Origin of the sequence: Pseudomonas sp. GZJR-8, assembly GCF_002916705.1 — a bacterium.
Classification (GTDB): Bacteria; Pseudomonadota; Gammaproteobacteria; order Pseudomonadales; family Pseudomonadaceae; genus Aquipseudomonas; species Aquipseudomonas synxantha_A.
In genome coordinates this window covers 288,267-312,344 of sequence record NZ_JXSI01000005.1, presented here as the reverse complement: position 1 = coordinate 312,344, position 24,078 = coordinate 288,267, and the positions used below count along the sequence as shown (strand labels likewise).

Sequence of the window (24,078 nt, the reverse complement as noted above, 5' to 3'; positions counted from 1 at the left end):
CGGCCGCCCTGCAGATGGAGTGCCTCCCTATGCTTGCTCAAGCCGCTGCCTCGCAGCCCCCGGGCATCCAGCCGTTGCCGCTGGACGAACCCTACCTGCTGGAAATTCTCAACATCAGCAAAGGCTTTCCCGGTGTTGTCGCCCTGGACGATGTGCAACTGCGGGTGCGCCCCGGCACGGTGCTGGCATTGATGGGCGAGAACGGCGCGGGTAAATCGACGCTGATGAAGATCATCGCCGGCATCTACCAGCCCGACGCCGGGGAAATCCGCCTGCGTGGCAAGCCTATTACCTTCGAAACGCCGCTGGCGGCGCAAAAGGCCGGGATCGCCATGATCCATCAGGAGCTCAACCTGATGCCCCATATGAGCATCGCCGAGAACATCTGGATCGGCCGCGAGCAGCTCAACAGCCTGCACATGGTCAACCACCGCGAAATGCATCGCTGCACCGCCGAGTTGCTGGCGCGCCTGCGCATCAACCTCGACCCTGAAGAGCAGGTGGGCAACCTGAGCATCGCCGAACGGCAGATGGTCGAGATTGCCAAGGCGGTCTCGTACGACTCCGACATCCTGATCATGGATGAACCCACCTCGGCCATTACCGACAAGGAAGTGGCCCACCTGTTTTCGATCATTGCCGACCTCAAGGCCCAGGGCAAAGGCATCGTTTACATCACGCACAAAATGAACGAAGTGTTCGCCATCGCCGATGAAGTGGCGGTGTTCCGCGACGGCCAGTACATAGGCCTGCAACGTGCCGACAGCATGAACAGCGACAGCCTGATCTCGATGATGGTGGGGCGTGAGCTGAGCCAGTTGTTTCCGGTGCGCGAGACGCCGATAGGTGAGTTGCTGCTGTCGGTGCGCGACCTGAGCCTGGACGGCGTGTTCAAGGACGTCTCGTTCGACCTGCACGCCGGGGAGATTCTCGGTATCGCCGGCCTGATGGGCTCTGGGCGTACCAATGTGGCGGAAACCATTTTTGGCATTACCCCAAGCACCGGTGGGCAAATCACCCTGGACGGCAAGGCGGTGCGCATTACCGACCCGCACATGGCCATCGAGAAAGGCTTTGCGCTATTGACCGAAGATCGCAAGCTCAGCGGCCTGTTCCCGTGCCTGTCGGTGCTGGAAAACATGGAGATGGCGGTGTTGCCGCACTATTCGGGCAGCGGCTTTATCCAGCAGAAGGCCCTGCGCGGCCTGTGCGAAGAGATGTGCAAGAAGCTGCGAGTAAAAACTCCGTCCCTGGAGCAATGCATCGACACCTTGTCGGGCGGTAACCAGCAAAAGGCACTGCTGGCACGCTGGCTGATGACCAACCCAAGGCTGCTGATCCTGGATGAACCGACCCGCGGTATCGATGTGGGCGCCAAGGCCGAGATCTATCGCTTGATCGCCTTTCTTGCCAGCGAAGGCATGGCGGTGATCATGATTTCCTCGGAACTGCCCGAAGTGCTTGGCATGAGCGACCGGGTGATGGTGATGCACGAAGGCGAACTGATGGGCACCCTGGATCGTGCCGAGGCCACCCAGGAAAAAGTCATGCAGTTGGCCTCCGGCATGTCTGCGGTCCACTGATCTACAGAATAAGAAGGTGATGGGCTATGAACGCAATAACAGACAACAAGCCGGCGACGGCACCGGTGAAGAATCGTCGACGCATGCCCACCGAGCTGAGCATCTTTTTGGTGCTGATCGGTATCGGCCTGGTGTTTGAACTGTTCGGCTGGATCGTGCGCGACCAGAGCTTCTTGATGAACTCCCAGCGCCTGGTGCTGATGATTCTGCAAGTCTCGATCATCGGCCTGCTGGCCATCGGCGTGACCCAGGTGATCATCACCACGGGGATCGACTTGTCGTCAGGCTCGGTGCTGGCCTTGTCGGCGATGATCGCTGCCAGCCTGGCGCAGACCTCGGATTTTTCCCGGGCGGTGTTTCCGTCCCTGACCGACTTGCCGGTGTGGATCCCGGTGGCGATGGGCCTGGGCGTGGGGCTGCTGGCAGGGGCGATCAATGGCAGCATTATCGCGGTGACCGGCATCCCGCCGTTTATCGCGACCCTGGGCATGATGGTCTCGGCCCGTGGCCTGGCGCGTTACTACACCGAAGGCCAGCCGGTGAGCATGCTCTCGGATTCCTACACGGCCATCGGCCATGGTGCCATGCCGGTGATCATCTTCCTGGTGGTGGCGGTGATCTTCCATATTGCCCTGCGTTATACCAAGTACGGCAAGTACACCTACGCCATCGGCGGCAATATGCAGGCGGCGCGCACCTCGGGCATCAACGTCAAGCGCCACTTGATCATCGTCTATAGCATCGCCGGGCTGCTGGCGGGCCTGGCCGGCGTGGTGGCCTCGGCACGTGCCGCGACAGGGCAGGCGGGCATGGGCATGTCCTACGAGCTGGATGCGATTGCCGCCGCGGTGATCGGCGGCACCAGCCTGGCGGGCGGGGTAGGGCGCATCACCGGCACCGTGATCGGCGCGCTGATCCTCGGCGTGATGGCCAGCGGGTTTACCTTCGTGGGGGTGGATGCGTATATCCAGGACATCATCAAGGGCCTGATCATCGTGGTAGCGGTGGTGATCGACCAGTACCGCAACAAGCGCAAGCTCAAGCGCTGAGTGAATCCAAGGGCCGACTCAGATCAAATGTGGGAGGGAGCAAGCCCCCTCCCACATTTAGCCCGGGATCAGCCACTTTCAACCGTTTGTCTTCTATATAGCTCCACAAACTTGAATTTCTTGCTATAAACGCACTCCGATGACCGTTCGCCAAGCCCGTCCTGGTGCCTTTGGGGGTTAATTGGGAAAAAATGCCTGTCTTTTCAGTTGCTGCGCTCTCAAGTCGGCCTTAGACTGCCGCCCCTCGTAAATTGAGTGCCGGGTGGCGCTTGAAATGGACGGCGCCCTTCCGAGACCTGCACAGGCCTTGCGGAACGCTCCCTTATTCGCCTTAATGCACGTATTTTTTATAGAGAAATCAATGACAAAGGAAAAGTTGCTGGCCATGCCGGCGGATGACTACATGAATGCCGAACAGCACGCTTTTTTCGAGAAGTTGCTGCAAGACATGAAGGTGGAACACCACGAGCGCATTGAACAGAACCGCATCGCCATTGAAAGCCTGGACACCCCGGCGGACCCGGCTGACGCGGCTTCCGTCGAAGAAGAGCGCACCTGGCTGGTAAATGCCATTGACCGCGACCAGCGTATGCTGCCGCAACTTGAACGCGCCCTGGAGCGCATCAAGGAAGATTCTTTTGGCTGGTGTGATGACAGCGGCGAGCCGATCGGCCTCAAGCGCCTGCTGATCAGCCCGACCACCAAATACTGCATCGAAGCCCAAGAGCGCCACGAGCAGATCGACAAGCATCAGCGTCAAGCCTGATGTGCTGAATGGGGGGCCTGCCAGTGAGCTGGCTGCCCCGTCTGCAACAACCTCCCGAGATCATCCGGCCCGCGTCTGGCGCGATGGATTGTTGCTGTTTATGCAATGAAGCTATTCCCAGGATAGCTTTTTCCAACTGGAATAAAACCGTAGCATGGCCAACATTGTTAGGCAGCTAACTAATGCTACGGAGAACTTCCATGCAAAACAAAGTCGATGTGGCCGTGATGATCGGCAGCGGTGTACCTGAGACCCTGCGTGCCTTGGGTCAGAAAGCCTGCTGGGTAGTGTTGCTCAATGGTGAACAGCGCGGCACCGCTTTTGCCAGTCGCGATGAGGCGCAGGAGTGTCAGGCTGCCTGGCAAGCGCTGTTGCGCATGGAACAGTCAGACAGCCTGCATTGAGACCGTGCTAGTGAGATTGATGCAGGCGCTGATTCAACTCATCCACCGGGATGGCCCACTCAGCGTCTTCACGCAGTTCTTCCTTAAGAAACTGCACCTGTTGGGGCGTCCAGAACGGCGCATCGATCAACTTCACGCCTTCCGGCAACGGATGCGCGACGATGAAGGCATCAATGGCCTCAGGGGTTGAGTCCAGGCCCAGTTGTTCAAACAGGGTTTCGAGCGTGGGGATTGGCGCGTCCATTGGGTACTCCATACAAAGTGAGGATCGTTGTGTATGGGAGGCTTGAGGCGCGTTAGAGTTCTATCGAGGTGTCAGGAATTGAGAGCACCCGAATCCACGGCGGTTTTCAGGGCTTTTGCGGCTTCTTTTGCTGCAAAGGCAGCGGCGTCTACAGTCTTGAACCAACGGTCTTTTTCTACTTGGTGCGCGGTCACAGTGGTCAGCGGTGGTTTGGCCCGCATGATAATGACTGCTTGAAACTCTCCGTCTACTTCCCTGGCATCGCCGTGGATAAAAAATTCGCCAATATCAAATTCCGTCACGTATAGCCTTCCCTTCAAGGTAACTGCACTGATGAAACCTGACCCGCACGGGGCAAACTTCAATGGACGGGCCAGTATGGCAGTTGTTGAGGGGCGCAGGCGCAGTAAAGTCACCCAGGTGACGAAACGAGTCCCCCGCAAAGGGCATGCAGCCTGGCTTCAAGCATTTTGGCCAATTCACAGGCTTTATTGTGGTCGCTGCGAAACCCCTTGATCCTGCCACTGGGCACTTCAAGAATGTGGAAAAAGTTCTTTCCGGCCGGCACCACTTGGTAAAGAACCGAATGGGAGTACCCATCAAGGTTATGCAAGCAGTAGTATTGGCGTTCGTCTGGACATGATGAACGAGTGTGGAAGGACGTAGCATTGTGTTGACGTCGTTGCATGCTCAGCTCCTGTCGATCGATCTTGTTAGCCTGTGTTTGGCGTTTCGGGTGGTTTTGACCCGGCTTGCTGTTTTAGTATTGTCGTCGGTAGTTCGCAACTGGTTCCATGCCCGTGTATTTTTTGTTTCGGGTGTCGGAAAGTGCACTTTTGACTGGGTTATTCTCTGAAGTTGGTCGACTCGTATTCTCGGGTCGTTGAACCTGTGATTTGCTGTGCCACCGGCTGACCTTGCTTTAGGTCCACCGCGGCTGGGTGTACGAGTCCTGCGGGTTATCTTCAGGTTTTTGACGAATGTGTGATCGTGCCGTAACGGCCGTTTTTTTGTGCTGCCCGCTTCGGCGGCCAGCGCTTTCTTGATGTGGGGGCGTTTCCTTGGCAGTCAGTAATCTGGATATGCACGCGTTATTCGTGCTGGGTGATTTGCGCGCAAAGTTGGTCAAACAGTTTCAATCCCGGTTTGTCTACGTCACTGAACAGACGCCGGAAGGCATCTACATCGCCGAGATCGATACCGAAGCGGCACTGGTCGTGGATGACAAGCCACGCCTGGAACTCAAGGTGGGCGACCATTTCCGTGCGGCTGTTTTACCCAGCCGCGAAGGTGGAAAGTTCGAACTCAAGTTTCGCGATATCAAGTTGACCGTTTACGGCCTCGGCGACTACGCCTTTGTATCGTCGAACGAAGGCCAGGGCATTGTGTTCAAGGAAGGCCATAGCGTGATGCTGGTATTTGCCGCCCATGAACAATTGCAGGAAGGGTTGACCAAAACTCTCAAGGCCGTGACGGGCAAGGCCGCCAAGTGGCGCAAGGGTGAACTGGTGACGTTCAAGGCCAGCGAATAACCGATAAATACGCTGTGCACCTTTGTCTTTCGGAACCTCTACTACAGTTGAGTTGACTTAACTATTCAGAGGCTTCGCGCATTAGCGGCAAAGCCGTTTGCCATGACTGAGAGAACGCGAGGTGCAAAGGCATGAGAGGATTGAAGTCACTGGTGGCAGCGTCACTGACGGCCCTGAGTCTGTCACTGCCGGTATCGGCTGCTCAGGCACCGGTGCATTTTGCCGACCTCAACTGGGAAAGCGGCAGCCTGATCACCGAAGTACTGCGCTTTATCGTCGAAAAGGGTTATGACTTGCCCACCGACACCTTGCCTGGCACCACCATCACCCTGGAAACCGCCCTGGCCAAGAACGACATCCAGGTGATCGGCGAAGAGTGGGCGGGCCGCAGCCCTGTTTGGGTCAAGGCTGAAGCCGAAGGCAAAGTGGTAGGGCTTGGAGACACAGTCAAAGGCGCCACTGAAGGCTGGTGGGTGCCGGAATACGTGGTCAAGGGCGACCCGTCCAGAAACCTCAAGGCCCTGGCGCCGGACCTGAAGAGCGTACAGGACCTGGCGCGCTACAAGGATGTATTCAAAGACCCGGAATCCCCGGGCAAGGGGCGCTTTCTCAACAGCCCCATCGGCTGGACGTCCGAAGTGGTCAACAAACAGAAGCTCAAGGCCTATGGCCTGGACGACACTTATGTGAACTTCCGCAGCGGCTCGGGCGCAGCGCTGGATGCCGAGATTGCCTCGTCGATCCGCCGGGGCAAGCCGGTGCTGTTCTATTACTGGTCACCCACCCCGTTGATGGGGCGCTATAAATTGATCCAGCTGGAAGAACCGCCGTTTGATGCCGATGCATGGAAGACCCTGACCGACGCGGACAACACTGACCCCAAGCCTACGCGCTCGCTGGCATCCAAATTGAGCATTGGCGTATCGACGCCGTTCCAGCAGCAATATCCGCAGATCACCCAGTTCTTCGAAAAAGTCGAGTTCCCCATCGAGCCGCTTAACAAGGCCCTGGCGAAGATGAGCGAAAACCACACCGCGCCACGGGACGTGGCCCAGACGTTCCTCAAGGAGCACCCTGAGGTGTGGAAGGCATGGTTGACGCCGGATGTAGCCCAGAAGGTTGAGGCGAGTCTCAAGTAACCGATAGTCTTAATGTGGGAGGGGGCTTGCTCCCGATAGCGGTGTATCAGCTTGCATATGCATTGACTGAACCACCACTATCGGGAGCAAGCCCCCTCCCACAGTTGACTGCATTTCAGGCTCAGAACTTGGTTTGCACCGCTACCTCAAACGTTCTCGGCGAACCCAGGTAATACGCCGGCGACACATGCGCAAACTCGGCATACACCTCATTGGTCAAGTTACGCACCCGCCCGGTCACCGAGGTACGGGCGTCCAGCTTGTAGCGCAGGAACGTACCGAACAGCGTGTAAGCCGGCACTGTCTGGGTGTTGGCATAATCGGCATACACCTGGTCGACATAGCGCGCATCCACCCCCCCTTGCCAATCCTCTGAGAAGTCGTAGGTCAACCACAGGTTGCCCACGCGCTTGGGCACATTGGTCGGCGTATTGCCTTTGCGCGATACCACGGCGCCGCTGGCAACTTTGTCATTGAATTCATCGTACTCGGCATCCACCCAGGCAAAGTTGCCTTCGGCCAGCAGCCTTGGCGTGATGCGCAGTGAGCTGGCCAGTTCGATACCCTTGGACGACTGCGCGCCCACCGGGATGCTGTTGGTGGGGTCCTGTGGGTCGGTGACGGCAAAGTCTTCGCGTTCGATCTTGTAGACGGCGACCGTTGCCGAGCCGCGACCGTCCAGGTAATCGAACTTGCTGCCGATCTCCCACTGCTTGCCGGTGGATACGTCGAACACCTGGGTGGTGGTATTGGGCTGTTCGACGGCGGTGCTGTATTGCACATAGACGTTGGCCGACGGAACAAACTGATAGGTAAGCCCCACACGGCCGGTTACTGGCTCCCAACTGCGCTTGAAGTGCCGAGGGTTGGTAGCGGTGATTGTGCGGTGGTTGGTCACGTCCAGGTCGATGGCGTCATAACGCAGGCCGGTCAGCAGTGACAGCTTGTCCGTGAGCCCCAGGCGGTTTTCCACGAACAGTGCCTTGGTGGTGACCTGGTTGGTCTTGTCCTTGATGAAGCCCGGTCGGGTGCCGGGGATGTCATAGAAGTGTCCCGGGTTGTAGTTGTTCGGGTCGACGGTACTTTGACCCGATACGTTCAAGGGGCTGTTGGTGGTGCTGTTGATCTTGTACTCAAAACCGCCAGACCAAGTGGTGGAGAGGCCGAACACGCTGGTGTCATGACGCAGTTCAAACTGGTTGCCGTTCTGTTCGCCCTGATGCCGCACCTGATAGGCCGTGGAGCGGTTAACGGCGCTGTTGTCGGCGTTGTACTGGTAGGTCTCCAGGTTGCGGTAATCGCGCTGGCTGTCGAGGTGGTAGAGGGTATTTTTCAGCGTGGTGCTGTCGTTGATCCGATAGTCGATGATCGAGCGGGCCCAGATTGTACGCTGCTCATAACGTCCGTCGGCGACGTTGTAATTGTTGAAGCGGTTGTGCTTGTCGATCTTCAGTTCGCCGGCCTTGGGGTTGAGTACCGGTGTGCCCCAATACGGGCTGTCTTCATGCTCATCCTGATATTCCAGGGCCAGGGTGTGGGAAAGGTTGGGCGTGAGGTCGCTGAGCAGGGAAAACGCCACGCTCCAGGCATCCCGTTGAGCGCGGTCGATGTGGCTGTGGTTGGTGTTGCGGCTCACATCCAGTCGCGCGTAATGCTGCACATCGGCGCCGGGCTCGGTCAGCGCGTGATTAAGGCCGAAGGCCATACCGGCGGTGTCGTAGCTGCCGTAGGTCAGTTGGCCTTCTGCGGCCTGTTCTTCACGGGTGGCCAACTTGCTCACGTAATTGAGCGAGCCGCCCACGGAGCCGGCGCCGTTGATCAGGGAGGAGGGGCCGCCGACCAGTTCCACACGGTCGTAGATCCACGCATCCACCGGCCGCGCCAGGCCTGTGGCGACATTGATGCCGTTGAACATCTGGGTAATCTGGCTGCTGGTAAACCCGCGGTACGAGACAAAACCACCAAACCCGGGCGGCGCGCTGGCGTTGACGCCGGGCAGGGTATTGGCCGCCTCGCGAAAGGTCCTGGCGCCACGGCGCTCGATATCGTTGCGGTTGGCAATGGCCACCGAGGCCGGGGTTTCCCGCACGCTCAGGCCCAGGCGCGAGGCCATGCCGCTGGATTGATCCAGAGCCAGGCCGGGCTCAATGTTTTGATCACCTTCAATGGTGGTCGGCGCCAACTCAAGGGCGCAGGCGCAAACGGGCAGGCAGCCGAACAGGCCCGCCAACAGGGGTAGATGTTTCATGGTTGAATCCTGAAAACTTGGCTTGAAAACAACGCACAGCCACCGGTCCTTCCTCTCGGAAACGGTCGGCAATGCAGATCAGAAAGCGCAGGGATCAGGCGTAGGCAGGTGGCGCACGCGGGTTAGCCGTGGGCCAGGTGAAACGGGCAGGAATATCAGCGGCAAGCACCTCCGCAGCAGGTGGCGCATGGGGTTGTGGCAGTACCGCCACATTCAGATGGGAGTTGAGCGCAGGCCCCATGCCGCCGGTAGAACACAGCGGGCAACCAAAGGCCTTCGACAGGGTTGGCAGACTTTCATCCGTGGAGTTGCTGGGCAGGGGCGCCTGGGTGCGCGGGTCCACCGTACAGAACTGGCCGCTGATGCCGTTGAGCTGCATCCCCACCATCTGCCCATGACCAATGCTGCAGGCGAATACATTGAACAGGACGCAGCAGTAGAGCATCCAGGCAATGAGCGAGCGGTCGGCACGGGCGAGTTTCATGGGGCGGCACTTTAACATCAGCCGCCGACGAAATGCCTGCAAAAAATCTCAGGGCGACTATCCTGATTCCCACATTTTTCGGGAGCGTCCGCCATGAGTTTTGTCATTGCGCGATGGATTGTCGGGGTTTTTACCTTTATCAGCATGGTGCATCTTTACTGGGCGGCTGGCGGCAAATTCGGCAGCCTGGCGGCGATTCCGCAACTGCCTGGCGAATTTGCCAGCGGGCCGCGACCGGCGTTCAAGCCGTCGGCGCTGGGCACCTTTCTGGTCGCGATGGGGCTGGTAGCGATTGCCTTGCTGGTTTGCCTGCGCGCCGGGCTGTATTTCTCGCCGGTGTCCCATGGCGCGTTGCAGTGGGGCATCAGTGCGATTGCGGTGCTGATGTTTGCCCGGGCGATTGGCGATTCGGAGCTGGTAGGTTTTTTCAAGAAGGTCGGCAACTCTCGGTTTGCACGCCTGGATACGTACCTGTACTCGCCGTTGTGCCTGGTGTTGGGTGCCGGGTTGTTGGTGGTGGCGTGGACCTGATGGTCTCGGCGCCATACCTGTGGCTAGGGAGCTTGCTCTCGTGACGGTCGGACAGCCAGCACATATCTACCTGACAAATCGAGATCCAAATGTGGGAGGGGGCTTGCTCCCGATGGCGGCCTCAGGGCCGACCAGGATGCTGGATCAGACCGAGTACATATCCGTTATTCAGGTAACGGCTGCTATTGGTTCCGCCCTTACGGCGGCTCACTTTTGAAAAGCGCAAAAGTAAGCAAAACGCTCTTGCCCCACCACTCGGCACCTCGCCTGGGCTCGGTGTGCCCGTAATCCGACAGGTATTTGGGGGGCCGCCGCCACGCGCCATCCATGGCGCGGGGCGGCTAAACCGGCATCCCTGCCGGTTTACCCCCCAAATCCCTGTCGAATTCCGGCCAGCGTGGTTTGACGGGGCGCTTAAGATCAAGATCAAAAGCAGATCAAGATCAAGAGCGGCTCGCTTCGCATCGTGGTTACCGTCGGCTGCTATAAAGCGCGCTTGACCTGCGCATCCAATCCCCACTCAAAACACCCTCCAGACAAAAACACACCCTCCCGGTTTTATAGCGCTTGACCTTCCCAATGTGGCAAGCCCGATAAAAACCTCCAGTGTCGATTTGTCTTGAAAATTCCAAGGAGGGTGAACGATGTACGCCAAACCAATAAGCCTGATCACCGGGGCAATGGCCGTGGTGTTGACGCTGGGCGGATGCACAGACAACGCGCCGCCGGCCGCTGCCGCCAAGCCGCCCAGCGTGCCGGTGGCCGAAGTGGTGGCGCGAGCGGTGACGCCGTTTGTCGAGTACACCGGTTCGTTGACCGCCATTGAGCAGGTCGAACTGCGCCCGCGTGTCAGTGGTTATCTGCAAAGTGTCAGCGTGCCCGAAGGCCAGTTCGTCACCAAGGGCAGCCCGTTGTTTGTGATTGACCCGCGGGGATTTCAGGCCGCGTTGAACGCTGCCAAGGCGCGTTTGCGCGAGGCCGAGGCCAATGCGTTGCTGGCCCAGGCCGAGCATGGCCGAGCCGAGCAACTGTTCGCCAAGAAGGTGGTGGCGCGTGATCGCCTCGACACCGCCATTGCCTCCTTGAATGCCGGCAGGGCCCAGGTCGAGGCAGCGAAGGCGGCATTGGATACGGCACAGCTGGACCTGAGCTACACACGCGTCACCGCGCCCATCAGCGGCCGCATCGATCGTGCCCTCGTCACCGAAGGCAACTATGTCACCCGAGGGGAGACGCCGTTGACGACGATCGTTTCGGTCGATCCGTTGCATGTGTACTTCGATGTCGACGAGCGCACCTATCTGCACTCGTTGGCAGCGACCCGTGAACACGCCGGATCGAAGGGGGACAAAGCTGCCAAGGTAATGGTGGCGATGCTCAATGATGCGACCTATGCGCGGGCCGGGCGGGTGGACTTTCTGGCCAACGCAGCCGACCGCAAGACCGGCACCGTGCGCGTGCGTGCGGTGGTCGAAAACCCGGACGGGCGCCTGACCCCCGGGCTGTTCGCCAAGGTCAAGCTGGACACCGGCGCGGCACAAACGCGGGTGTTGATTGCCGACCATTCCATCGGCACCGACCAGGGCCGGCGCTATGTGCTGGTGGTCGGTGACGGCGACAAGACCCAATACCGCCCGGTCGAATTGGGCCCGATGGCTGACGGCCTGCGGGTGATTGAACAGGGCCTGCAACCGGGCGAGCGCATTGTTGTCAAAGGGCTGGTGCGCCCGGGCATGACGGTGACGCCGCTGGCCTCCAGCATCGAGGGCAAGCCGCTTGAGGCACCGCTGACTGTGGGAGGCGTGCAATGAGCTTTCCACGGTTCTTTATTGATCGGCCCATCTTCGCCATCGTCCTGTCGGTGTTGATGATGATCGGCGGCCTTGTCGCCTTCTTCCACCTGCCGCTGAGCGAATACCCCGCGGTTACGCCACCCACTGTGCAAGTCACCGCGAATTATCCTGGGGCCAACCCGCAAGTGATTGCCGAGACGGTGGCGGCGCCACTGGAACAGGTGATCACTGGTGTTGAGGGCATGCTCTATATGACCTCGCAGTCTGCCACCGATGGCCGCATGATCCTGACGGCGACCTTCGCCCAGGGCACCAATGCCGACATGGCGCAGATCCAGGTGCAAAACCGCGTCTCGCGTGCGTTGCCGCGTTTGCCCGAAGAGGTGCAGCGTCTCGGTGTGGTCACGCAGAAGACCTCGCCGGACATCCTCATGGTGGTCCACCTGCTGTCTCCCGACCAACGTTATGACCCGCTGTACATCTCCAACTACGCCTACTTGCAGGTGCGCGATGAGCTGTCGCGCATACCGGGGATCAACGACGTGCTGGTGTGGGGCGCCGGTGAATACAGCATGAGGCTGTGGCTCGACCCGGACCTGATCGCTGCCCGTGGCTTGACCGCCGGTGATGTGATCGGCGCCGTACGCGAGCAGAACGTGCAAGTGGCAGCCGGCTCGGTCGGCCAGTCACCTGATTCCAATGCGGCTTTCCAAGTCACGGTCAACACTCTCGGGCGCCTGACGGACGAAGCGCAGTTCGGCGACATCATCATCCGCACCGGCGATAACGGCCAGGTCACGCGCCTGCGCGATGTGGCCCGTATCGAGATGGGCGCCGATGCCTATGCGCTGCGCAGCCTGTTGGATGGCGAGCCGGCCGTGGCTTTGCAGATCATCCAGAGCCCAGGGGCCAATGCGCTCGATGTAGCGCAGGCGGTGCGTGACACCATGCAGCGCCTGCAGGCCAACTTCCCCGAAGGGCTGGTGTCGCGGATAGCCTACGACCCGACCGTGTTTGTGCGCGCTTCGCTGGAGTCAGTCGCCATCACGCTGATGGAAGCGATCCTGCTGGTGGTCATCGTGGTGGTGGTGTTCCTGCGTAACTGGCGCGCATCGCTGATCCCGTTGATGGCTGTGCCGGTGTCGATCATTGGCACCTTCGCGGTCATGCATCTGATGGGGTTTTCCCTCAATACCTTGTCGTTGTTCGGGCTGGTGTTGTCGATCGGCATCGTGGTCGACGATGCCATCGTGGTGGTCGAGAACGTCGAGCGGCATATCGAGAACGGCGAGAAGCCCACCGAGGCAGCGCGCAAGGCAATGGGGGAGGTCACCGGCCCGATCATCGCCATTACCTCGGTGCTGGCGGCGGTGTTTATTCCCACAGCGTTTCTCAGTGGTCTGCAGGGTGAGTTCTACCGGCAATTTGCGCTGACCATCGCGATTTCCACGATCCTCTCGGCGGTCAACTCGTTGACCCTGAGTCCGGCGCTGGCCGGCCTGTTGCTGCGCCCGCGCAGCGCCGCCGTGGCGCACGACCCGCGCAGCCTGCGCGGTCGTGCTGCGCATTGGGTGCAGGTGCTGAGCCGACCGTTTCAGCGGGCGCCGCAGGCGTATGGCAACTCGGTGCGCAAGGTCGTCGGCCGCCGCGGGGTGGCGCTGGTCGCCTACAGCGCATTACTGGCGCTGACCTGGTTCGGCTTCAACGCTGTACCGGCGGGCTTTGTGCCGATGCAAGACAAGTACTATCTGGTGGGTATCGCCCAATTGCCCAATTCGGCCTCGCTGGACCGTACCGATGCGGTGGTGCGGCAGATGTCGAAGATCGCCCTGGATGAACCGGGCGTCGAAAGCGTCGTGGCGTTCCCGGGGTTATCGGTCAACGGCTTCGTCAATGTGCCGAATGCTGCGGTGATGTTCGTCATGCTCGATCCATTCAAGGAACGAACCTCGCCCGATATGACCGCGGTTGCCATCGCCGGGCGCCTGCAAGCCAAGTTCGCGAGCATCCCTGACGGATTCCTCGGCGTATTCCCGCCGCCGCCGGTGCCCGGCCTTGGGGTGACCGGTGGCTTTAAGTTACAGGTCGAGGACCGTGGCGGGGTTGGGCTTGAGGCATTGGTGCAGCAGACCCAGGTATTGATGACCAAAGCCACTGAGTCGGGCCAGGTCGCCGGATTGATGACCAGCCTGGACGTCAACGCACCGCAGTTGAACGTCGACATCGATCGCACCCAGGTCAAGAGCCAGGGCGTGCGTCTGGCGGATGTGTTCGAGTCTTTGCAGGTCTATCTCGGGTCGCTGTATGTCAACGACTTCAACCGTTTCGGCCGGACCTACAAGGTGACCGCCCAGGCTGATGCCGACCATCGTATGCAGGCCGAAGCCATCGGCCGCCTGCAAGTGCGCAATGCGGCCGGGAACATGTTGCCATTGTCGGCGTTTGTCACCGTCACACCGGGTTCCGGCCCGGACCGGGTGATTCACTACAACGGCTACCCTTCGGCGGATATCTCCGGTGGGGCGATGCCTGGGGTCAGCTCGGGGCAAGCTGTTGCGCTGATGGAGCGGCTGGCGCAGGAGGTACTGCCCGAAGGCGTGACCTATGAATGGACGGATTTGACCTACCAGCAAAAACTCGCCGGGTCATCGGCGCTGTTTATTTTCCCGCTGTGTGTGTTGCTGGCGTACCTGATCCTCGCCGCGCAGTACAACAGTTGGCTGTTGCCTCTGGCGGTCTTGCTGATCGTGCCCATGTGCTTGCTCAGCGCGATCATCGGCGTGTGGCTGGTGGACGGTGACAACAACGTGTTCGTGCAGATCGGGTTGGTGGTGTTGGTGGGGCTTGCGGCGAAGAACGCCATTCTGATCGTCGAGTTTGCCCGCAGCCTCGAAGCCGAAGGTGCGAGCCCGTTGGAGGCGGTTGTCCACGCGTGCCAACTGCGCTTGCGGCCGATCCTGATGACGTCGCTTGCATTCATCGCCGGCGTGGTACCGCTGGTATTGGCCAGTGGCGCCGGGGCCGAAATGCGTCATGCCATGGGGGTTGCAGTGTTTGCCGGGATGTTGGGCGTGACGCTGTTCGGCCTGTTCCTCACGCCGGTGTTCTACGTGGTGATGCGCAGCCTGGCGCTGCGCTTGCAGCGTCAGGGTTCGAGTCCGAAGTTGCAGCTGGAGGAGCGCGCATCATGAAACGGTCTTTTCCACTCTTTATGTTGCCGTTGCTGCTGGTGGCCGGCTGCGCTGCGGTAGGGCCTGACTATTCCGCGCCGGTGCTGCCCGCCCCGCACAGGCCGGCAAGCTTCGGTGCGCCCGTTGCAGGTCTGGGCAGCGGTGAGGTCGAGGTGCAGTGGTGGCAAGTGTTCGACGAGCCGGCACTCAGCCAATTGATCCAGCAGGCGCTGGCGGCCAACCACGACATCGGCATCGCCGCCGTACGCCTGGATGAAGCCAAGGCGATGCTGCGCGAGAGCCGCCAAGGGTTTCTGCCCAGTGGCGGTGCCGCCCTCGGTTATGAGCACCGACGGCGCAGTGAAGTCGAGACGCCGCTGGGCCAGGAACGCTCAATCGAAACCACCCGCGCGGCGCTGGATGCGGCCTGGGAAATCGACCTGTTTGGGCGCGTCCGCCGCTCGGTAGAGGCAGCGCAAGCGCAGGCGGGGTCGCGCCAGGCATTGCTGCGCAGTGTGCAGGCGAGCGTCGCCGCCACCGTCGCGGCCACCTGGTTCGAACTGCAAGGGATCGAAGCTGAACAGGCGGTGGTCGCGGATATCAGCCAGAGCCAGCGCGACAGCCTGGGCCTGGTGGAACATCTGGTCAGCGTCGGCGCCGCCACCGAGTTCGACCGGCTGCGCGCCGAGGCCTTGCTGCGCAATGTCGAGGCGGTAGCGCCCGACCTTGAACGGCGACGCGCAACCTCCAACAACGCGTTGGCGGTGCTGCTGGGGCAGGCACCACAAGGGTTCAAGCCACCGCTGGCCAGGCCCGGTCGTGAGACTTTGAGCCTGCGCACCCTGCAAGTGGGTGATCCGGCCGGCTTGTTAGCCCGGCGCGCTGATATTGCCGCGGCCGAACGCACCCTGGCGGCTGAGACTGCGCAAATAGGCGTGGAAACCGCCGGCCTGTATCCGGATATCCAGGTGCAGGGCTCCATCGGACTACTGGCCGGAAGCCTCGGCTCCCTGGGTGATGCAGGCATGCAGTCGAACGTTATCGCCCCGGTGATTCGCTGGTCGCTGCTGGACACCGGGCGTGTACGCGCACGGATCGCCGCCAGCGAGGCGCGTACCCAAGCGGCCTTGATCGCCTATGACCAGACCGTATTGCGTGCCCTGCAGGAAACCGACGATGCGTTCCAGGCCAACAGTGCCGCGGGCAGCACCTTGGGCCTGCGGCTGCTGGAGGCGGCGGCCAATCGCGAGGCGGCCAGGTTTGCGCGCACGCGATTTGCCGAAGGCGAGGGCATGTATCTGGATGTGCTTGAGGCCGAACGTGCCGACTTCACCAGCCGCCGTGCGTTAACGGCGGCGCGCACCCAGCAGCGCTTGGCGGTGGTGGGGATCTACAAGGCGCTGGGCGGTGGCTGGCAGATTTGTGAACAGGCGGGGCAGGCTTGCAGTGGGGCTGCGGCGCTGCGTTAGCCACAGCCGAGCAAAAACACAGCACGGCAGTGCAAATGTGGGAGGGGGCTTGCTCCCGATGGCGGCGGGTCAGTCAGTACATCTGGCACTGACCCACTGCCATCGGGAGCAAGCCCCCTCCCACATTTTGCTCTCCACACGCCAGGTAAATGTCCATTGGGAAAAGAAATTTCCTACAGGTATTGACCTTGCCACTAGAGGAACCTTTAGCCTTTTCTTCGAGTACGCCAAATCACAAAAACAAGAATCGAGGGGTTATCAATGGATACTGCTGCCCTGTTACAACGCTCGGATTCCGACCTGTTCACCACGGCCTCGACACTGATGGCCAGTGCCCTGGAACCCGGCGCCCACTACGCCCAGGTCACCCGCGCGCTGGAAGCACTGCTCGCGCTGACCCGGCAAGGCTTGTCGGGGGATGCCGATGCCTACGCCCACTACCAGGCAGCCCTGCTGCAACTGCACATTCCGGGCGATCCACGCACTGAGCCGACCCGCCGTTGGATGGCCAGTGAGGTCTACCGCGCCGAAGATGAGTTCGCCGTTGACCTGCCGGGCTTCACCGCGTTGCCGGTGGATGAGTTCCGACAACTGGTCGACGCTGAAATCGCCGCTCGCAGCCGGGTCAACCACCCCATGTCGGTGCACCTGTTCCAGGGTACGCCGCCTGTGCAAGATGTGCGGTTCTTCCTGGAGCATCACTGGACCCGCTCCTACAACTTTTACAGCCTGCTGGCCGAACTGGCCTTTCGCTTTGAAGCGATCGAAGACGCCTCGGTGTTCTACCGCAACCTTTACGGTGAAGCGGGTGCCGAGACGCCGGAGCGTTCGCACCCGGCGATGCTGGCCCATCTGATGGAATATTTCGATATAGCGCTGGCGATCGATTTTCCTGCGCTGCATCCGTTGGAAAAGGCCTACCTCAATAATCGCATTCGCTGCGTGCGCCACACCGATGTCGCCTGGGGCCTTGCACTGCTCTATGCGGTGGAGTCAGTCAGTTGCGTCAACCATCGGCGCATCTACGAGCTGTTGCAACGTCTGGATGTTCCACAGCAACCCAGTGAATTCCATCGCCTGCATGGCACCCAGGATGAGATCGATACCGAGGAGATGTGGGCACTGATTGCCAAGTTCGCCGGCGATGAAGGCTTCCAGCGCACGTTCATGCGTGCGTTGAAACGTCACTTCGAAATCAACAAGGCCTACTTCGACAGTTTGTGGCAGCAGATGCAGGCACTGCGCCTGTCTGCCTGAGCCCTGTGATCGCAGAACAACAATAATGGAGCACATGATGAGCCCACGTAATTTCTCGCAGCCGCAGTTGCAGAATATCCACACCGCCGAAGCCCGCTTGTTGGCCGAAGCGCTGAAGCCCGAGGCAACGTTCAATCGCATCGAAATTGCCGCCAATATGCTGAGCGGCCTGTGCGAGTCGGGCTTGCAGGGCGACGCCGCAAACGCGGCGCAGTGCCAGCAATTGCTGTATATCCTTTCGCTCAGCGATGACGTTGCCAGCGCCTCGACCCGTCGCTGGCTGGCCAATGCCATCTATCGCGTGCAAGAGCGCTTCATGCCGTCGGTGGATCTGGCATCGCCCTTGTCCGAAACCGGCTTCCAGCAACGCCTGGAAGAACAAATTGCCGCGCAATCGCGAGAGCATCACCCGATGTCGCAGTATGTGTTTGAGGGCAAGGCTTCCCGCGAACAACTGCAGGTATTTCTGCGCCATCAATGGTTCCGCACCTACCGCCTGTACCGTGATGCCGCCGACCTGTTGGTCAACCTGACCGACGTCGACGAGGCCGCCGCACTCGGCCGTTATCTGTACGGCGAGTTGGGTGAAGAGGACGAGCAGCGCTCCCACCCTCGGTTGTTGGCCAAGCTCCTCGCCGCCATTGGCCTGACCGCCGATTTCGAAGCCATCTCGACCATGCCCGAAGAAATCGCCTACCTGAACAACCGCGCGCGGTGTTTCCGTAACCCCGATGTCGGCTGGGGCCTGGCGGTGTTCTATATCACCGAGCTGGTGGTGCCCGGCAATCACGGCAAGCTGTACAACGCTTTGCGTAACGCGGGCTTGAGCCAGGACGACGCGCAGTACTACGAAGTGCATATCAGCCTGGTGCCGCCACGGGCCAAGCGTGAATGGGCGCTGATTTCACGTCGTATTCCGGACCTCGGGTTCCAGAACGCGTTTCTGACGTCGCTGGCCGAGCACTTCCGGCTGGAGCGGGCTTATTACGATGCGGTCTGGGAAGAAATGCAGCGCGTGAAATAGCCCTCCCTGGACAACGCGAGTACCCCGACATGCCAAGTCATATAACTGAATCCCGTATCCACGGGGGCGCTTACTCGTCCCCGGAATTTGCCGCGATCTTCTCTGATGCCAATCAGGTGCAGAAGTGGCTCGATGTTGAAACAGCACTGGCGGCGACCCAGGCGCAGATGGGCATCATCCCCCCTGAGGCCGCGCGGGAAATCGCCCGGGTCGCCAGTGTGGAACTGCTGGACCTTGATGCCCTGGGACGCCAAAGCATGGAAACCGGGCATATCCTGGTGCCGACCCTTCGCGCACTGGAGGCCCTGTGCGCCGATGGCCTGGGTGAATACGTGCACTACGGCGTGACCACCCAGGACATCCTCGACACCGGCCTTATGTTGCAGGTCCGCGATGCCTGGGGCCTGGTGTTGCAGCGTTTGCGCGCTATCCGTGGGCATTTGCTCAAGCTTGCGCTGCGACACAAACACACGGCGATGGTCGCCAGGACCCACGGGCAACAAGCGCTGCCCACCACGTTCGGCTACAAGGTGGCAGTGTGGGTCGATGAGATTGATCGACACCTTGAGCGTTTTGACGAAGCCTATGCCCGGGTCATGGTGGGCAATCTCACCGGCGCCGTGGGCACCCTGGCCGGTCTTGGCCCGCAGGGCCTGGAGGTGCAGCGCCGGACTCTGGAAAGCCTCGGCCTGGCGGCACCGTTGAGCAGTTGGCACAGCGCCCGCGACCGCATTCTGGAGGCGGCGTGGTTGCTGGTGCAGGCATCGGCAACCCTGGGTCGGGTTGCCAATGAGATCTACCACCTGCAACGCACCGAGATTGATGAGGTGCGCGAAGGGCGACGGGCAGGGCAGGTGGGGAGCAGCACCATGCCCCACAAGCAAAACCCGTCGACGGTGGATTTGATCAGCGCGCTGTCGCGCCTGGTGCGTGCGCAGATGCTTGCGCTCACCGACGCGGCATTCCAGCTGCATGAACGAGACGGCACCACCTGGCGGATTGAGTGGGCTGCCTTGCCGGAGCTGTTCATCTATGCCGGGGCCTTGCTCGCCCGTATGGAAGGCGTACTGCAGGCCGGCCTGGACGTGCGCGAAGCACGGATGCGCAGCAACCTGGATATGCTCGGCGGGCTGATCCTGTCGGAACGCATCATGCTCGCGCTGGCGCCGCGTCTGGGCAAGCAGACGGCCCATCACCTGATCCACGACATCGCCCTGCAGGCTCAAGGTTCGGGCGGTTCTTTTCGCGAAGCCTTGCTCAGCGATCAACGTCTGCACGGCTGTTTCACTCGCCAGGCGCTCGACGACCTGCTTGACCCGGCCGCCTACACCGGGTTGGCGGCGGAGATGGTCGAGCAGGTGGCCAATAAAACAATCCACCGCTGTTCAAGCGATGACCTTGAAGCGGTGATGGCAACCCAAGGCAATACCAGTCAGTCCCAGTACGCTATGGAGGGTATGTAATGGATGCGCAAACGTTGGAAACGGTAGCCCGTGCGTCTTGCACCGCACGCACCGAACACCTGGGCCTTGATCATGAAGGCGAGCAATGCCGCCATGAACACAGCCACATTCTCGACTCGAAAACCCACGGTTCAGGCTATGCCGGCCCGCAGAGTCGCAAGATCTTCTGCAGTCACTGTCGCTTGCAACGCTGGCTGGATGTGGAAGCCGCGCTGGCCATGGCTCAGGCCGATGTGAATATCATCCCGCGCGAGGCCGCCCTGGAAATCGAAAAAGCCGCCTTGCTGTCGGGCATCAATGTGCGCCAGTTGGCCGAGGGCGTGGCAGCCACCGGCCATTCGCTGATGCCGTTGCTGAGCGCCCTGCAAAAAAATTGCAGCCCAAGCGCCCGCGAGTACGTTCACTACGGCGCCACCACCCAGGATATCCAGGACACCGCCCAGTCCCTGGAAATGCGCGACGTCCTCGACGCGATGGACCAGGCCCTGGAGACCTTGCTCGGCAAGTTGTCGACCCTGGCCGATGCGCACCGTGACTCGCTCATGGTGGCCAGGACTCACTCGATCCCGGCATTGCCGACCACCTTCGGGCTGAAGGTCGCCGGCTGGATCGATGAACTGTTGCGGCATCGCCAGCGCCTGGCCGAAGCGCGTCAGCGTGTGCTGGTAGTGCAGCTGTTCGGCGGGGTTGGCACCATGGCGGCGTTCGGCCCGGAAGCGATACCGATGCTGGAACGCTTCGCGCAGCGCCTGTCGCTGCAGGTGCCGCTGACGGGGTGGCACGTGTCCCGTGACCGCGTCGCGGAGTTCGTCAGCACCCTGGCCATGGTCACGGCCTCCTTGGCCCGTGTGGCCGATGAGATCCGCACGCTCAATCGCTGGGAAATCGCTGAAGTGGAAGTGGGCTGGAGCGACCAGCAGATCGGCAGCAGCACCATGCCGCACAAACGCAACCCCGAAGGCTGCGAGCAAGTGGTGGTGTTGGCGCGGCTGGCCAAGGCCCAGGTCATGCTGGCCCTGGACGCGATGATCCTCGAACACGAGCGCGATTATCGCGGCACACGCCTGGAATGGTGTGCGGTGGCGGACGTTTCTCACTATGCGCTGATGGCGCTGTCGATCCTGACCGACACCATCGATGGGCTCACCGTTAACGTCAAAAAGATGGAGGGCACTGCCCATGCCTACGGCGATGCGATCTGCACCGAAGCCGTGGTGTTCGAAATGGCGCGCAAGTTGGGCAAGAGCAGCGCCTACCAGATCATCTTTGAAGTGTCCCAGGCCAGCCAGCGTGATCACGTGTCGATCCGCGCCGCAATCGAAGCCGACGCCCGGGTGCTTGCCGTCATGAATGCAGGCGCTTTGGCGCGACTGTTCGAGCCGAGAACTCACCTGGGCATGTCCGAACACATCGTCGATAACGTGCTGTCCAAACTGGCGGCGCGTTGATCACTGAACAGACTTACACAATCATCAAGGAGCGACAGATGTCCAAACTTATGGAAGTTGATCAAGCCAAGGTTCAACAGTTTTCGGCGCGCATCATGGAGGACTACGGCAACACGCTGCGCGGCGCCATGCTCTACATCGGCGACCAGTTGGGCTTGTTCAAGGCACTGGCCGACGGCGAGGCCGTCACCTTGGAACAATTGGCGCACAAGACCGGCTACAACGCCCGCTACTTGCGTGAATGGCTGGGCAGTATGGTCACCGGAAATTATGTGACCTATGACGCTCAAACTCGCCGCTACCGGATGCCCGCTGAATTTGTGCCGGTACTCGCCGATGAAGACTCGCCGTATTTCGCCGGTGGCATCATCCAGTTGAGCGTGCCGTTCGTAAGCATGGCGCCCAAAGTCATCGAAGCCTTCCGCCATGGCGGTGGCTGCGCCGAAGAAGCGTTCCCGCTGGAAACCTGGAAAGGCATGGAGCGCATGACCATGCCTTGGTACAAGCACTACCTGGTCCAGCACTGGATCCCGTCCCTGGACGGTGTCGAAGAGAAGCTCAAAACCGGTGGCAGTGTGCTGGATTTCGGCTGCGGGGCGGGCCTGGCGGCGATCACTATGGCCAAGGCTTACCCCGAGGCGCGCATCGTCGGCTGCGACTTCCACTTGCCTTCCATCGAGTTGGCGCGCGCCAACGCCGAGGCGGCTGGGGTGGGCGACCGGGTGCAGTTCGAGGTCAACGATTCGGATGCCCTGCGCGGCCAGCAGTTCGACTTCGTGACCACTTTCGTGGTGATCCACGACGCCACTGACCCCCAGCAAATGCTCAAGGACCTGCGCGCCGCCACGGCCAAAGACGGCACCTACCTGATGGTAGAACTCAACCTGTCCGAAGAGCTGCACGAGAACATGAACCTGTTCGGCCGCGTCATGTACCCGCAGAGCACCCTCTATTGCATGACTTGCTCGCTGTCCCATGGCGGGGAAGGGCTGGGTGCGTTCATGGGTGAGAAACGTGCGCGCCAGATGGCGCAGGCGGCCGGTTTCAGCCATTTCCGCAAAGTCCCCTCGGAGTGGCCGCCGATGCCGGCGCTATTCGAACTCAAGCCTTGATGTGAGCTTGCTGTGGCGAAGGCGCTTGCATCCTCGCCACGGTGCGCAGCGTTCCCGAAATATTGCGCAATAAGGCAATTTAATGGCCCCTCTGTAACAAAATCCTCGCCAAAATCACTTTTATTTTCAGGTGGTTAGGCGGGGATGCAAATGCGCACTGTTGGAATGATGCTGATTGCCTGCTCCCTGGCGGGGGGCACGACCACCGTACAGGCTCGGGAGTTGCGTGAGGGTGACAAGTACATGTGCAGTTGGGGCGCGGGCACAGCTGCCAGGGCTCAGGAGTTGAAGTTGTCCGGAGTGTCGCTGTATGCCGCTCGGCAGAAGATCCAGACCATCAAGTTCAACAAATCCTGGATGCGCATGATGGCCATGGGGATTACCGAGCAAACCTATGACAGCCACTCAAGACTGAAGCCGGAGGCGATCCGCAAAAGTTTTTACCAGGATTGCCTGCGCTACAAAGTCGCACGTAAATAAGCCGAAGCCGTTTAACGACGCTTACAAATCCCCCACAAACCCTGTGTGAGTATTTGCATACAATTGCGCACTTCTTCATGGAGGCTTGTATGCGAGTGCTTATTCGAGCGGCGACAGCCGATGATGTCGATACGCTGTGCGCTATTCGCACCTCGGTGGTGCAAAACCATCTGAGCCTTGAGCAGATGGCCGAACGGGGGATCACGCCGCCGGTACTGGTCGACGCGATACGCCAAGCGCCTTGCGCCTGGGTCGCCGAAGTCAACGGCCAGGCCGCCGGATTTTCCATGGTTGATCTGGATGAAGGTGAAGTGTTCGCGATGTTCGTGTTGCCCACACACGAGAACCTGGGCCTGGGACGGCAACTGATGGCAGTGGCTGAAGCCGCTTTGTTTGAACGCCACAACAGGCTGTACCTGGTCACTGACGGGCGTGATGAAATCCGTGCCAACGGTTTCTATCAACGCCTGGGCTGGTCCAGCGTCGGCCCAGTTGATGGCGACGATGTTCGCTACGAAAAGAGCAGGGCACCCTAAGGTCATGAGTGCCCAAAAAACCCCATCCTCCAACGGCTTGCTGTATCTCGCCGTGGGGGTGCTGTGCCTCGCGGCGCTGCTGGGGTTCTATTTCGTTCAACTCAACGCCCAGGTGGACCGCCAGCGTGAAGAGGCCGCTGAGCGCCTGGCGCTTTGTCGGCACATGGAGACCGTCGTGGAGGTGAGCGCTGCCAGGCGCGCTGAACTTCAACAGACGTGCAAGCAATTGAGTGAACAGTGATTGAACAGTGTGCCGTACCTAATCAATAACCCTTTTTTATAAATGGACTTATGGCACGGGTATAACCGTTACTTGCACCAAAAAGTGGCACTAACTGTTCCCGTT

22 protein-coding genes are annotated in these 24,078 nt (G+C 60.4%); 18 read left to right on the top strand and 4 right to left on the bottom strand.

Annotated features, from left to right (window positions below):
• The first annotated feature begins 29 nt into the window (after nt 1-29).
• From TK42_RS13075 to TK42_RS13060, 4 genes are all read left to right on the top strand, one after another.
• The gene (locus TK42_RS13075; RefSeq protein ID WP_032876169.1) at nt 30-1,583 is read left to right on the top strand and encodes a sugar ABC transporter ATP-binding protein; all 1,554 of its coding nucleotides are present in this window, start codon (nt 30-32) and stop codon (nt 1,581-1,583) included.
• A 26-nt stretch (nt 1,584-1,609) separates the two neighbouring features.
• Nucleotides 1,610-2,632, top strand: a complete 1,023-nt coding sequence (locus tag TK42_RS13070; RefSeq protein WP_003191668.1) for an ABC transporter permease — start codon at nt 1,610-1,612, stop codon at nt 2,630-2,632.
• Nucleotides 2,633-2,993: 361 nt separating this feature from the next.
• The gene (locus TK42_RS13065) at nt 2,994-3,398 is read left to right on the top strand and encodes a TraR/DksA C4-type zinc finger protein (RefSeq protein WP_003191666.1); all 405 of its coding nucleotides are present in this window, start codon (nt 2,994-2,996) and stop codon (nt 3,396-3,398) included.
• A gap of 200 nt (nt 3,399-3,598) precedes the next feature.
• The gene (locus tag TK42_RS13060) at nt 3,599-3,802 is read left to right on the top strand and encodes a hypothetical protein (protein WP_005787746.1); all 204 of its coding nucleotides are present in this window, start codon (nt 3,599-3,601) and stop codon (nt 3,800-3,802) included.
• 7 nt (nt 3,803-3,809) lie between these two features.
• On the opposite strand, the gene TK42_RS13055 is transcribed toward TK42_RS13060, so the two are convergent.
• Together TK42_RS13055 and TK42_RS13050 are read right to left on the bottom strand one after the other, a co-directional pair.
• Nucleotides 3,810-4,046 carry a DUF2789 domain-containing protein gene (locus TK42_RS13055; RefSeq protein ID WP_103734382.1) on the bottom strand — a complete coding sequence of 79 codons (237 nt, stop codon included), beginning with the start codon at nt 4,044-4,046 and terminating at the stop codon, nt 3,810-3,812.
• 71 nt (nt 4,047-4,117) lie between these two features.
• Nucleotides 4,118-4,348: a hypothetical protein gene (locus TK42_RS13050; RefSeq protein WP_005787750.1), complete on the bottom strand. Its 231-nt coding sequence runs from the start codon at nt 4,346-4,348 to the stop codon at nt 4,118-4,120.
• A 780-nt stretch (nt 4,349-5,128) separates the two neighbouring features.
• Here TK42_RS13050 and TK42_RS13040 point away from each other — a divergent pair.
• Nucleotides 5,129-5,578 (top strand): hypothetical protein, encoded by a 450-nt coding sequence (locus TK42_RS13040; RefSeq protein ID WP_177327419.1) that lies wholly within the window; start codon nt 5,129-5,131, stop codon nt 5,576-5,578.
• A gap of 131 nt (nt 5,579-5,709) precedes the next feature.
• Nucleotides 5,710-6,717: an ABC transporter substrate-binding protein gene (locus TK42_RS13035; protein WP_103734380.1), complete on the top strand. Its 1,008-nt coding sequence runs from the start codon at nt 5,710-5,712 to the stop codon at nt 6,715-6,717.
• A 121-nt stretch (nt 6,718-6,838) separates the two neighbouring features.
• Here the strand turns inward: TK42_RS13035 and TK42_RS13030 are convergent, their stop codons facing one another.
• Nucleotides 6,839-8,965 (bottom strand): TonB-dependent siderophore receptor, encoded by a 2,127-nt coding sequence (locus TK42_RS13030; RefSeq protein ID WP_103734379.1) that lies wholly within the window; start codon nt 8,963-8,965, stop codon nt 6,839-6,841.
• Nucleotides 8,966-9,059: 94 nt separating this feature from the next.
• Nucleotides 9,060-9,449 carry a DUF2946 domain-containing protein gene (locus TK42_RS13025; RefSeq protein WP_103734378.1) on the bottom strand — a complete coding sequence of 130 codons (390 nt, stop codon included), beginning with the start codon at nt 9,447-9,449 and terminating at the stop codon, nt 9,060-9,062.
• Between the two features lie 93 nt (nt 9,450-9,542).
• Here TK42_RS13025 and TK42_RS13020 point away from each other — a divergent pair, with 93 nt between their 5' ends.
• The 12 genes from TK42_RS13020 to TK42_RS12960 all read left to right on the top strand — a co-directional run bounded on the left by TK42_RS13020 (nt 9,543) and on the right by TK42_RS12960 (nt 23,973).
• Nucleotides 9,543-9,980 (top strand): DUF3995 domain-containing protein, encoded by a 438-nt coding sequence (locus TK42_RS13020; RefSeq protein WP_005787763.1) that lies wholly within the window; start codon nt 9,543-9,545, stop codon nt 9,978-9,980.
• Nucleotides 9,981-10,624: 644 nt separating this feature from the next.
• On the top strand, nt 10,625-11,791 hold the full coding sequence (locus tag TK42_RS13010) for an efflux RND transporter periplasmic adaptor subunit (RefSeq protein WP_103734376.1): 1,167 nt from the start codon (nt 10,625-10,627) through the stop codon (nt 11,789-11,791).
• A complete protein-coding gene (locus TK42_RS13005) occupies nt 11,788-14,964 on the top strand; it encodes an efflux RND transporter permease subunit (RefSeq protein ID WP_103734375.1) in 3,177 nt (1,058 codons plus the stop codon). Before TK42_RS13010 ends, TK42_RS13005 begins: the two co-directional genes overlap by 4 nt.
• Nucleotides 14,961-16,412, top strand: a complete 1,452-nt coding sequence (locus TK42_RS13000; protein WP_103734374.1) for an efflux transporter outer membrane subunit — start codon at nt 14,961-14,963, stop codon at nt 16,410-16,412. Before TK42_RS13005 ends, TK42_RS13000 begins: the two co-directional genes overlap by 4 nt.
• Nucleotides 16,413-16,673: 261 nt before the next feature.
• Nucleotides 16,674-17,669, top strand: coding sequence for an HOASN domain-containing protein (locus TK42_RS12995; RefSeq protein ID WP_032876140.1), 996 nt, complete (start codon nt 16,674-16,676; stop codon nt 17,667-17,669).
• A 37-nt stretch (nt 17,670-17,706) separates the two neighbouring features.
• On the top strand, nt 17,707-18,693 hold the full coding sequence (locus TK42_RS12990; protein WP_005787772.1) for an HOASN domain-containing protein: 987 nt from the start codon (nt 17,707-17,709) through the stop codon (nt 18,691-18,693).
• Between the two features lie 29 nt (nt 18,694-18,722).
• Nucleotides 18,723-20,156 (top strand): adenylosuccinate lyase, encoded by a 1,434-nt coding sequence (gene purB / locus TK42_RS12985; RefSeq protein WP_103734373.1) that lies wholly within the window; start codon nt 18,723-18,725, stop codon nt 20,154-20,156.
• Nucleotides 20,156-21,604 (top strand): adenylosuccinate lyase family protein, encoded by a 1,449-nt coding sequence (locus tag TK42_RS12980; protein WP_103734372.1) that lies wholly within the window; start codon nt 20,156-20,158, stop codon nt 21,602-21,604. The genes purB and TK42_RS12980 overlap by 1 nt, the downstream gene beginning before the upstream one ends.
• A gap of 38 nt (nt 21,605-21,642) precedes the next feature.
• Nucleotides 21,643-22,716, top strand: a complete 1,074-nt coding sequence (locus TK42_RS12975) for a class I SAM-dependent methyltransferase (RefSeq protein ID WP_032876133.1) — start codon at nt 21,643-21,645, stop codon at nt 22,714-22,716.
• 150 nt (nt 22,717-22,866) lie between these two features.
• Nucleotides 22,867-23,196, top strand: a complete 330-nt coding sequence (locus TK42_RS12970) for a hypothetical protein (RefSeq protein ID WP_103734417.1) — start codon at nt 22,867-22,869, stop codon at nt 23,194-23,196.
• An 89-nt stretch (nt 23,197-23,285) separates the two neighbouring features.
• On the top strand, nt 23,286-23,732 hold the full coding sequence (locus tag TK42_RS12965; RefSeq protein ID WP_103734371.1) for a GNAT family N-acetyltransferase: 447 nt from the start codon (nt 23,286-23,288) through the stop codon (nt 23,730-23,732).
• 4 nt (nt 23,733-23,736) lie between these two features.
• The gene (locus TK42_RS12960; RefSeq protein ID WP_103734370.1) at nt 23,737-23,973 is read left to right on the top strand and encodes a hypothetical protein; all 237 of its coding nucleotides are present in this window, start codon (nt 23,737-23,739) and stop codon (nt 23,971-23,973) included.
• The last annotated feature ends 105 nt before the right edge of the window (nt 23,974-24,078 follow it).

What these genes read in the sequence shown, in the direction of transcription:
- TK42_RS13075 (WP_032876169.1), top strand. Translation starts at nt 30, where the DNA reads ATGCTTGCTCAAGCCGCTGCCTCGCAGCCCCCGGGCATCCAGCCGTTG.
- TK42_RS13030 (WP_103734379.1), bottom strand. Translation starts at nt 8,965, where the DNA reads ATGAAACATCTACCCCTGTTGGCGGGCCTGTTCGGCTGCCTGCCCGTT.
- TK42_RS13040 (WP_177327419.1), top strand. Translation starts at nt 5,129, where the DNA reads ATGCACGCGTTATTCGTGCTGGGTGATTTGCGCGCAAAGTTGGTCAAA.
- TK42_RS13020 (WP_005787763.1), top strand. Translation starts at nt 9,543, where the DNA reads ATGAGTTTTGTCATTGCGCGATGGATTGTCGGGGTTTTTACCTTTATC.
- TK42_RS12970 (WP_103734417.1), top strand. Translation starts at nt 22,867, where the DNA reads ATGCGCACTGTTGGAATGATGCTGATTGCCTGCTCCCTGGCGGGGGGC.
- purB (WP_103734373.1), top strand. Translation starts at nt 18,723, where the DNA reads ATGCCAAGTCATATAACTGAATCCCGTATCCACGGGGGCGCTTACTCG.
- TK42_RS13065 (WP_003191666.1), top strand. Translation starts at nt 2,994, where the DNA reads ATGACAAAGGAAAAGTTGCTGGCCATGCCGGCGGATGACTACATGAAT.
- TK42_RS13060 (WP_005787746.1), top strand. Translation starts at nt 3,599, where the DNA reads ATGCAAAACAAAGTCGATGTGGCCGTGATGATCGGCAGCGGTGTACCT.
- TK42_RS12960 (WP_103734370.1), top strand. Translation starts at nt 23,737, where the DNA reads ATGAGTGCCCAAAAAACCCCATCCTCCAACGGCTTGCTGTATCTCGCC.
- TK42_RS12965 (WP_103734371.1), top strand. Translation starts at nt 23,286, where the DNA reads ATGCGAGTGCTTATTCGAGCGGCGACAGCCGATGATGTCGATACGCTG.
- TK42_RS13010 (WP_103734376.1), top strand. Translation starts at nt 10,625, where the DNA reads ATGTACGCCAAACCAATAAGCCTGATCACCGGGGCAATGGCCGTGGTG.
- TK42_RS13025 (WP_103734378.1), bottom strand. Translation starts at nt 9,449, where the DNA reads ATGAAACTCGCCCGTGCCGACCGCTCGCTCATTGCCTGGATGCTCTAC.
- TK42_RS13070 (WP_003191668.1), top strand. Translation starts at nt 1,610, where the DNA reads ATGAACGCAATAACAGACAACAAGCCGGCGACGGCACCGGTGAAGAAT.
- TK42_RS12975 (WP_032876133.1), top strand. Translation starts at nt 21,643, where the DNA reads ATGTCCAAACTTATGGAAGTTGATCAAGCCAAGGTTCAACAGTTTTCG.
- TK42_RS13035 (WP_103734380.1), top strand. Translation starts at nt 5,710, where the DNA reads ATGAGAGGATTGAAGTCACTGGTGGCAGCGTCACTGACGGCCCTGAGT.
- TK42_RS12980 (WP_103734372.1), top strand. Translation starts at nt 20,156, where the DNA reads ATGGATGCGCAAACGTTGGAAACGGTAGCCCGTGCGTCTTGCACCGCA.
- TK42_RS13000 (WP_103734374.1), top strand. Translation starts at nt 14,961, where the DNA reads ATGAAACGGTCTTTTCCACTCTTTATGTTGCCGTTGCTGCTGGTGGCC.
- TK42_RS13055 (WP_103734382.1), bottom strand. Translation starts at nt 4,046, where the DNA reads ATGGACGCGCCAATCCCCACGCTCGAAACCCTGTTTGAACAACTGGGC.
- TK42_RS12990 (WP_005787772.1), top strand. Translation starts at nt 17,707, where the DNA reads ATGAGCCCACGTAATTTCTCGCAGCCGCAGTTGCAGAATATCCACACC.
- TK42_RS13005 (WP_103734375.1), top strand. Translation starts at nt 11,788, where the DNA reads ATGAGCTTTCCACGGTTCTTTATTGATCGGCCCATCTTCGCCATCGTC.
- TK42_RS12995 (WP_032876140.1), top strand. Translation starts at nt 16,674, where the DNA reads ATGGATACTGCTGCCCTGTTACAACGCTCGGATTCCGACCTGTTCACC.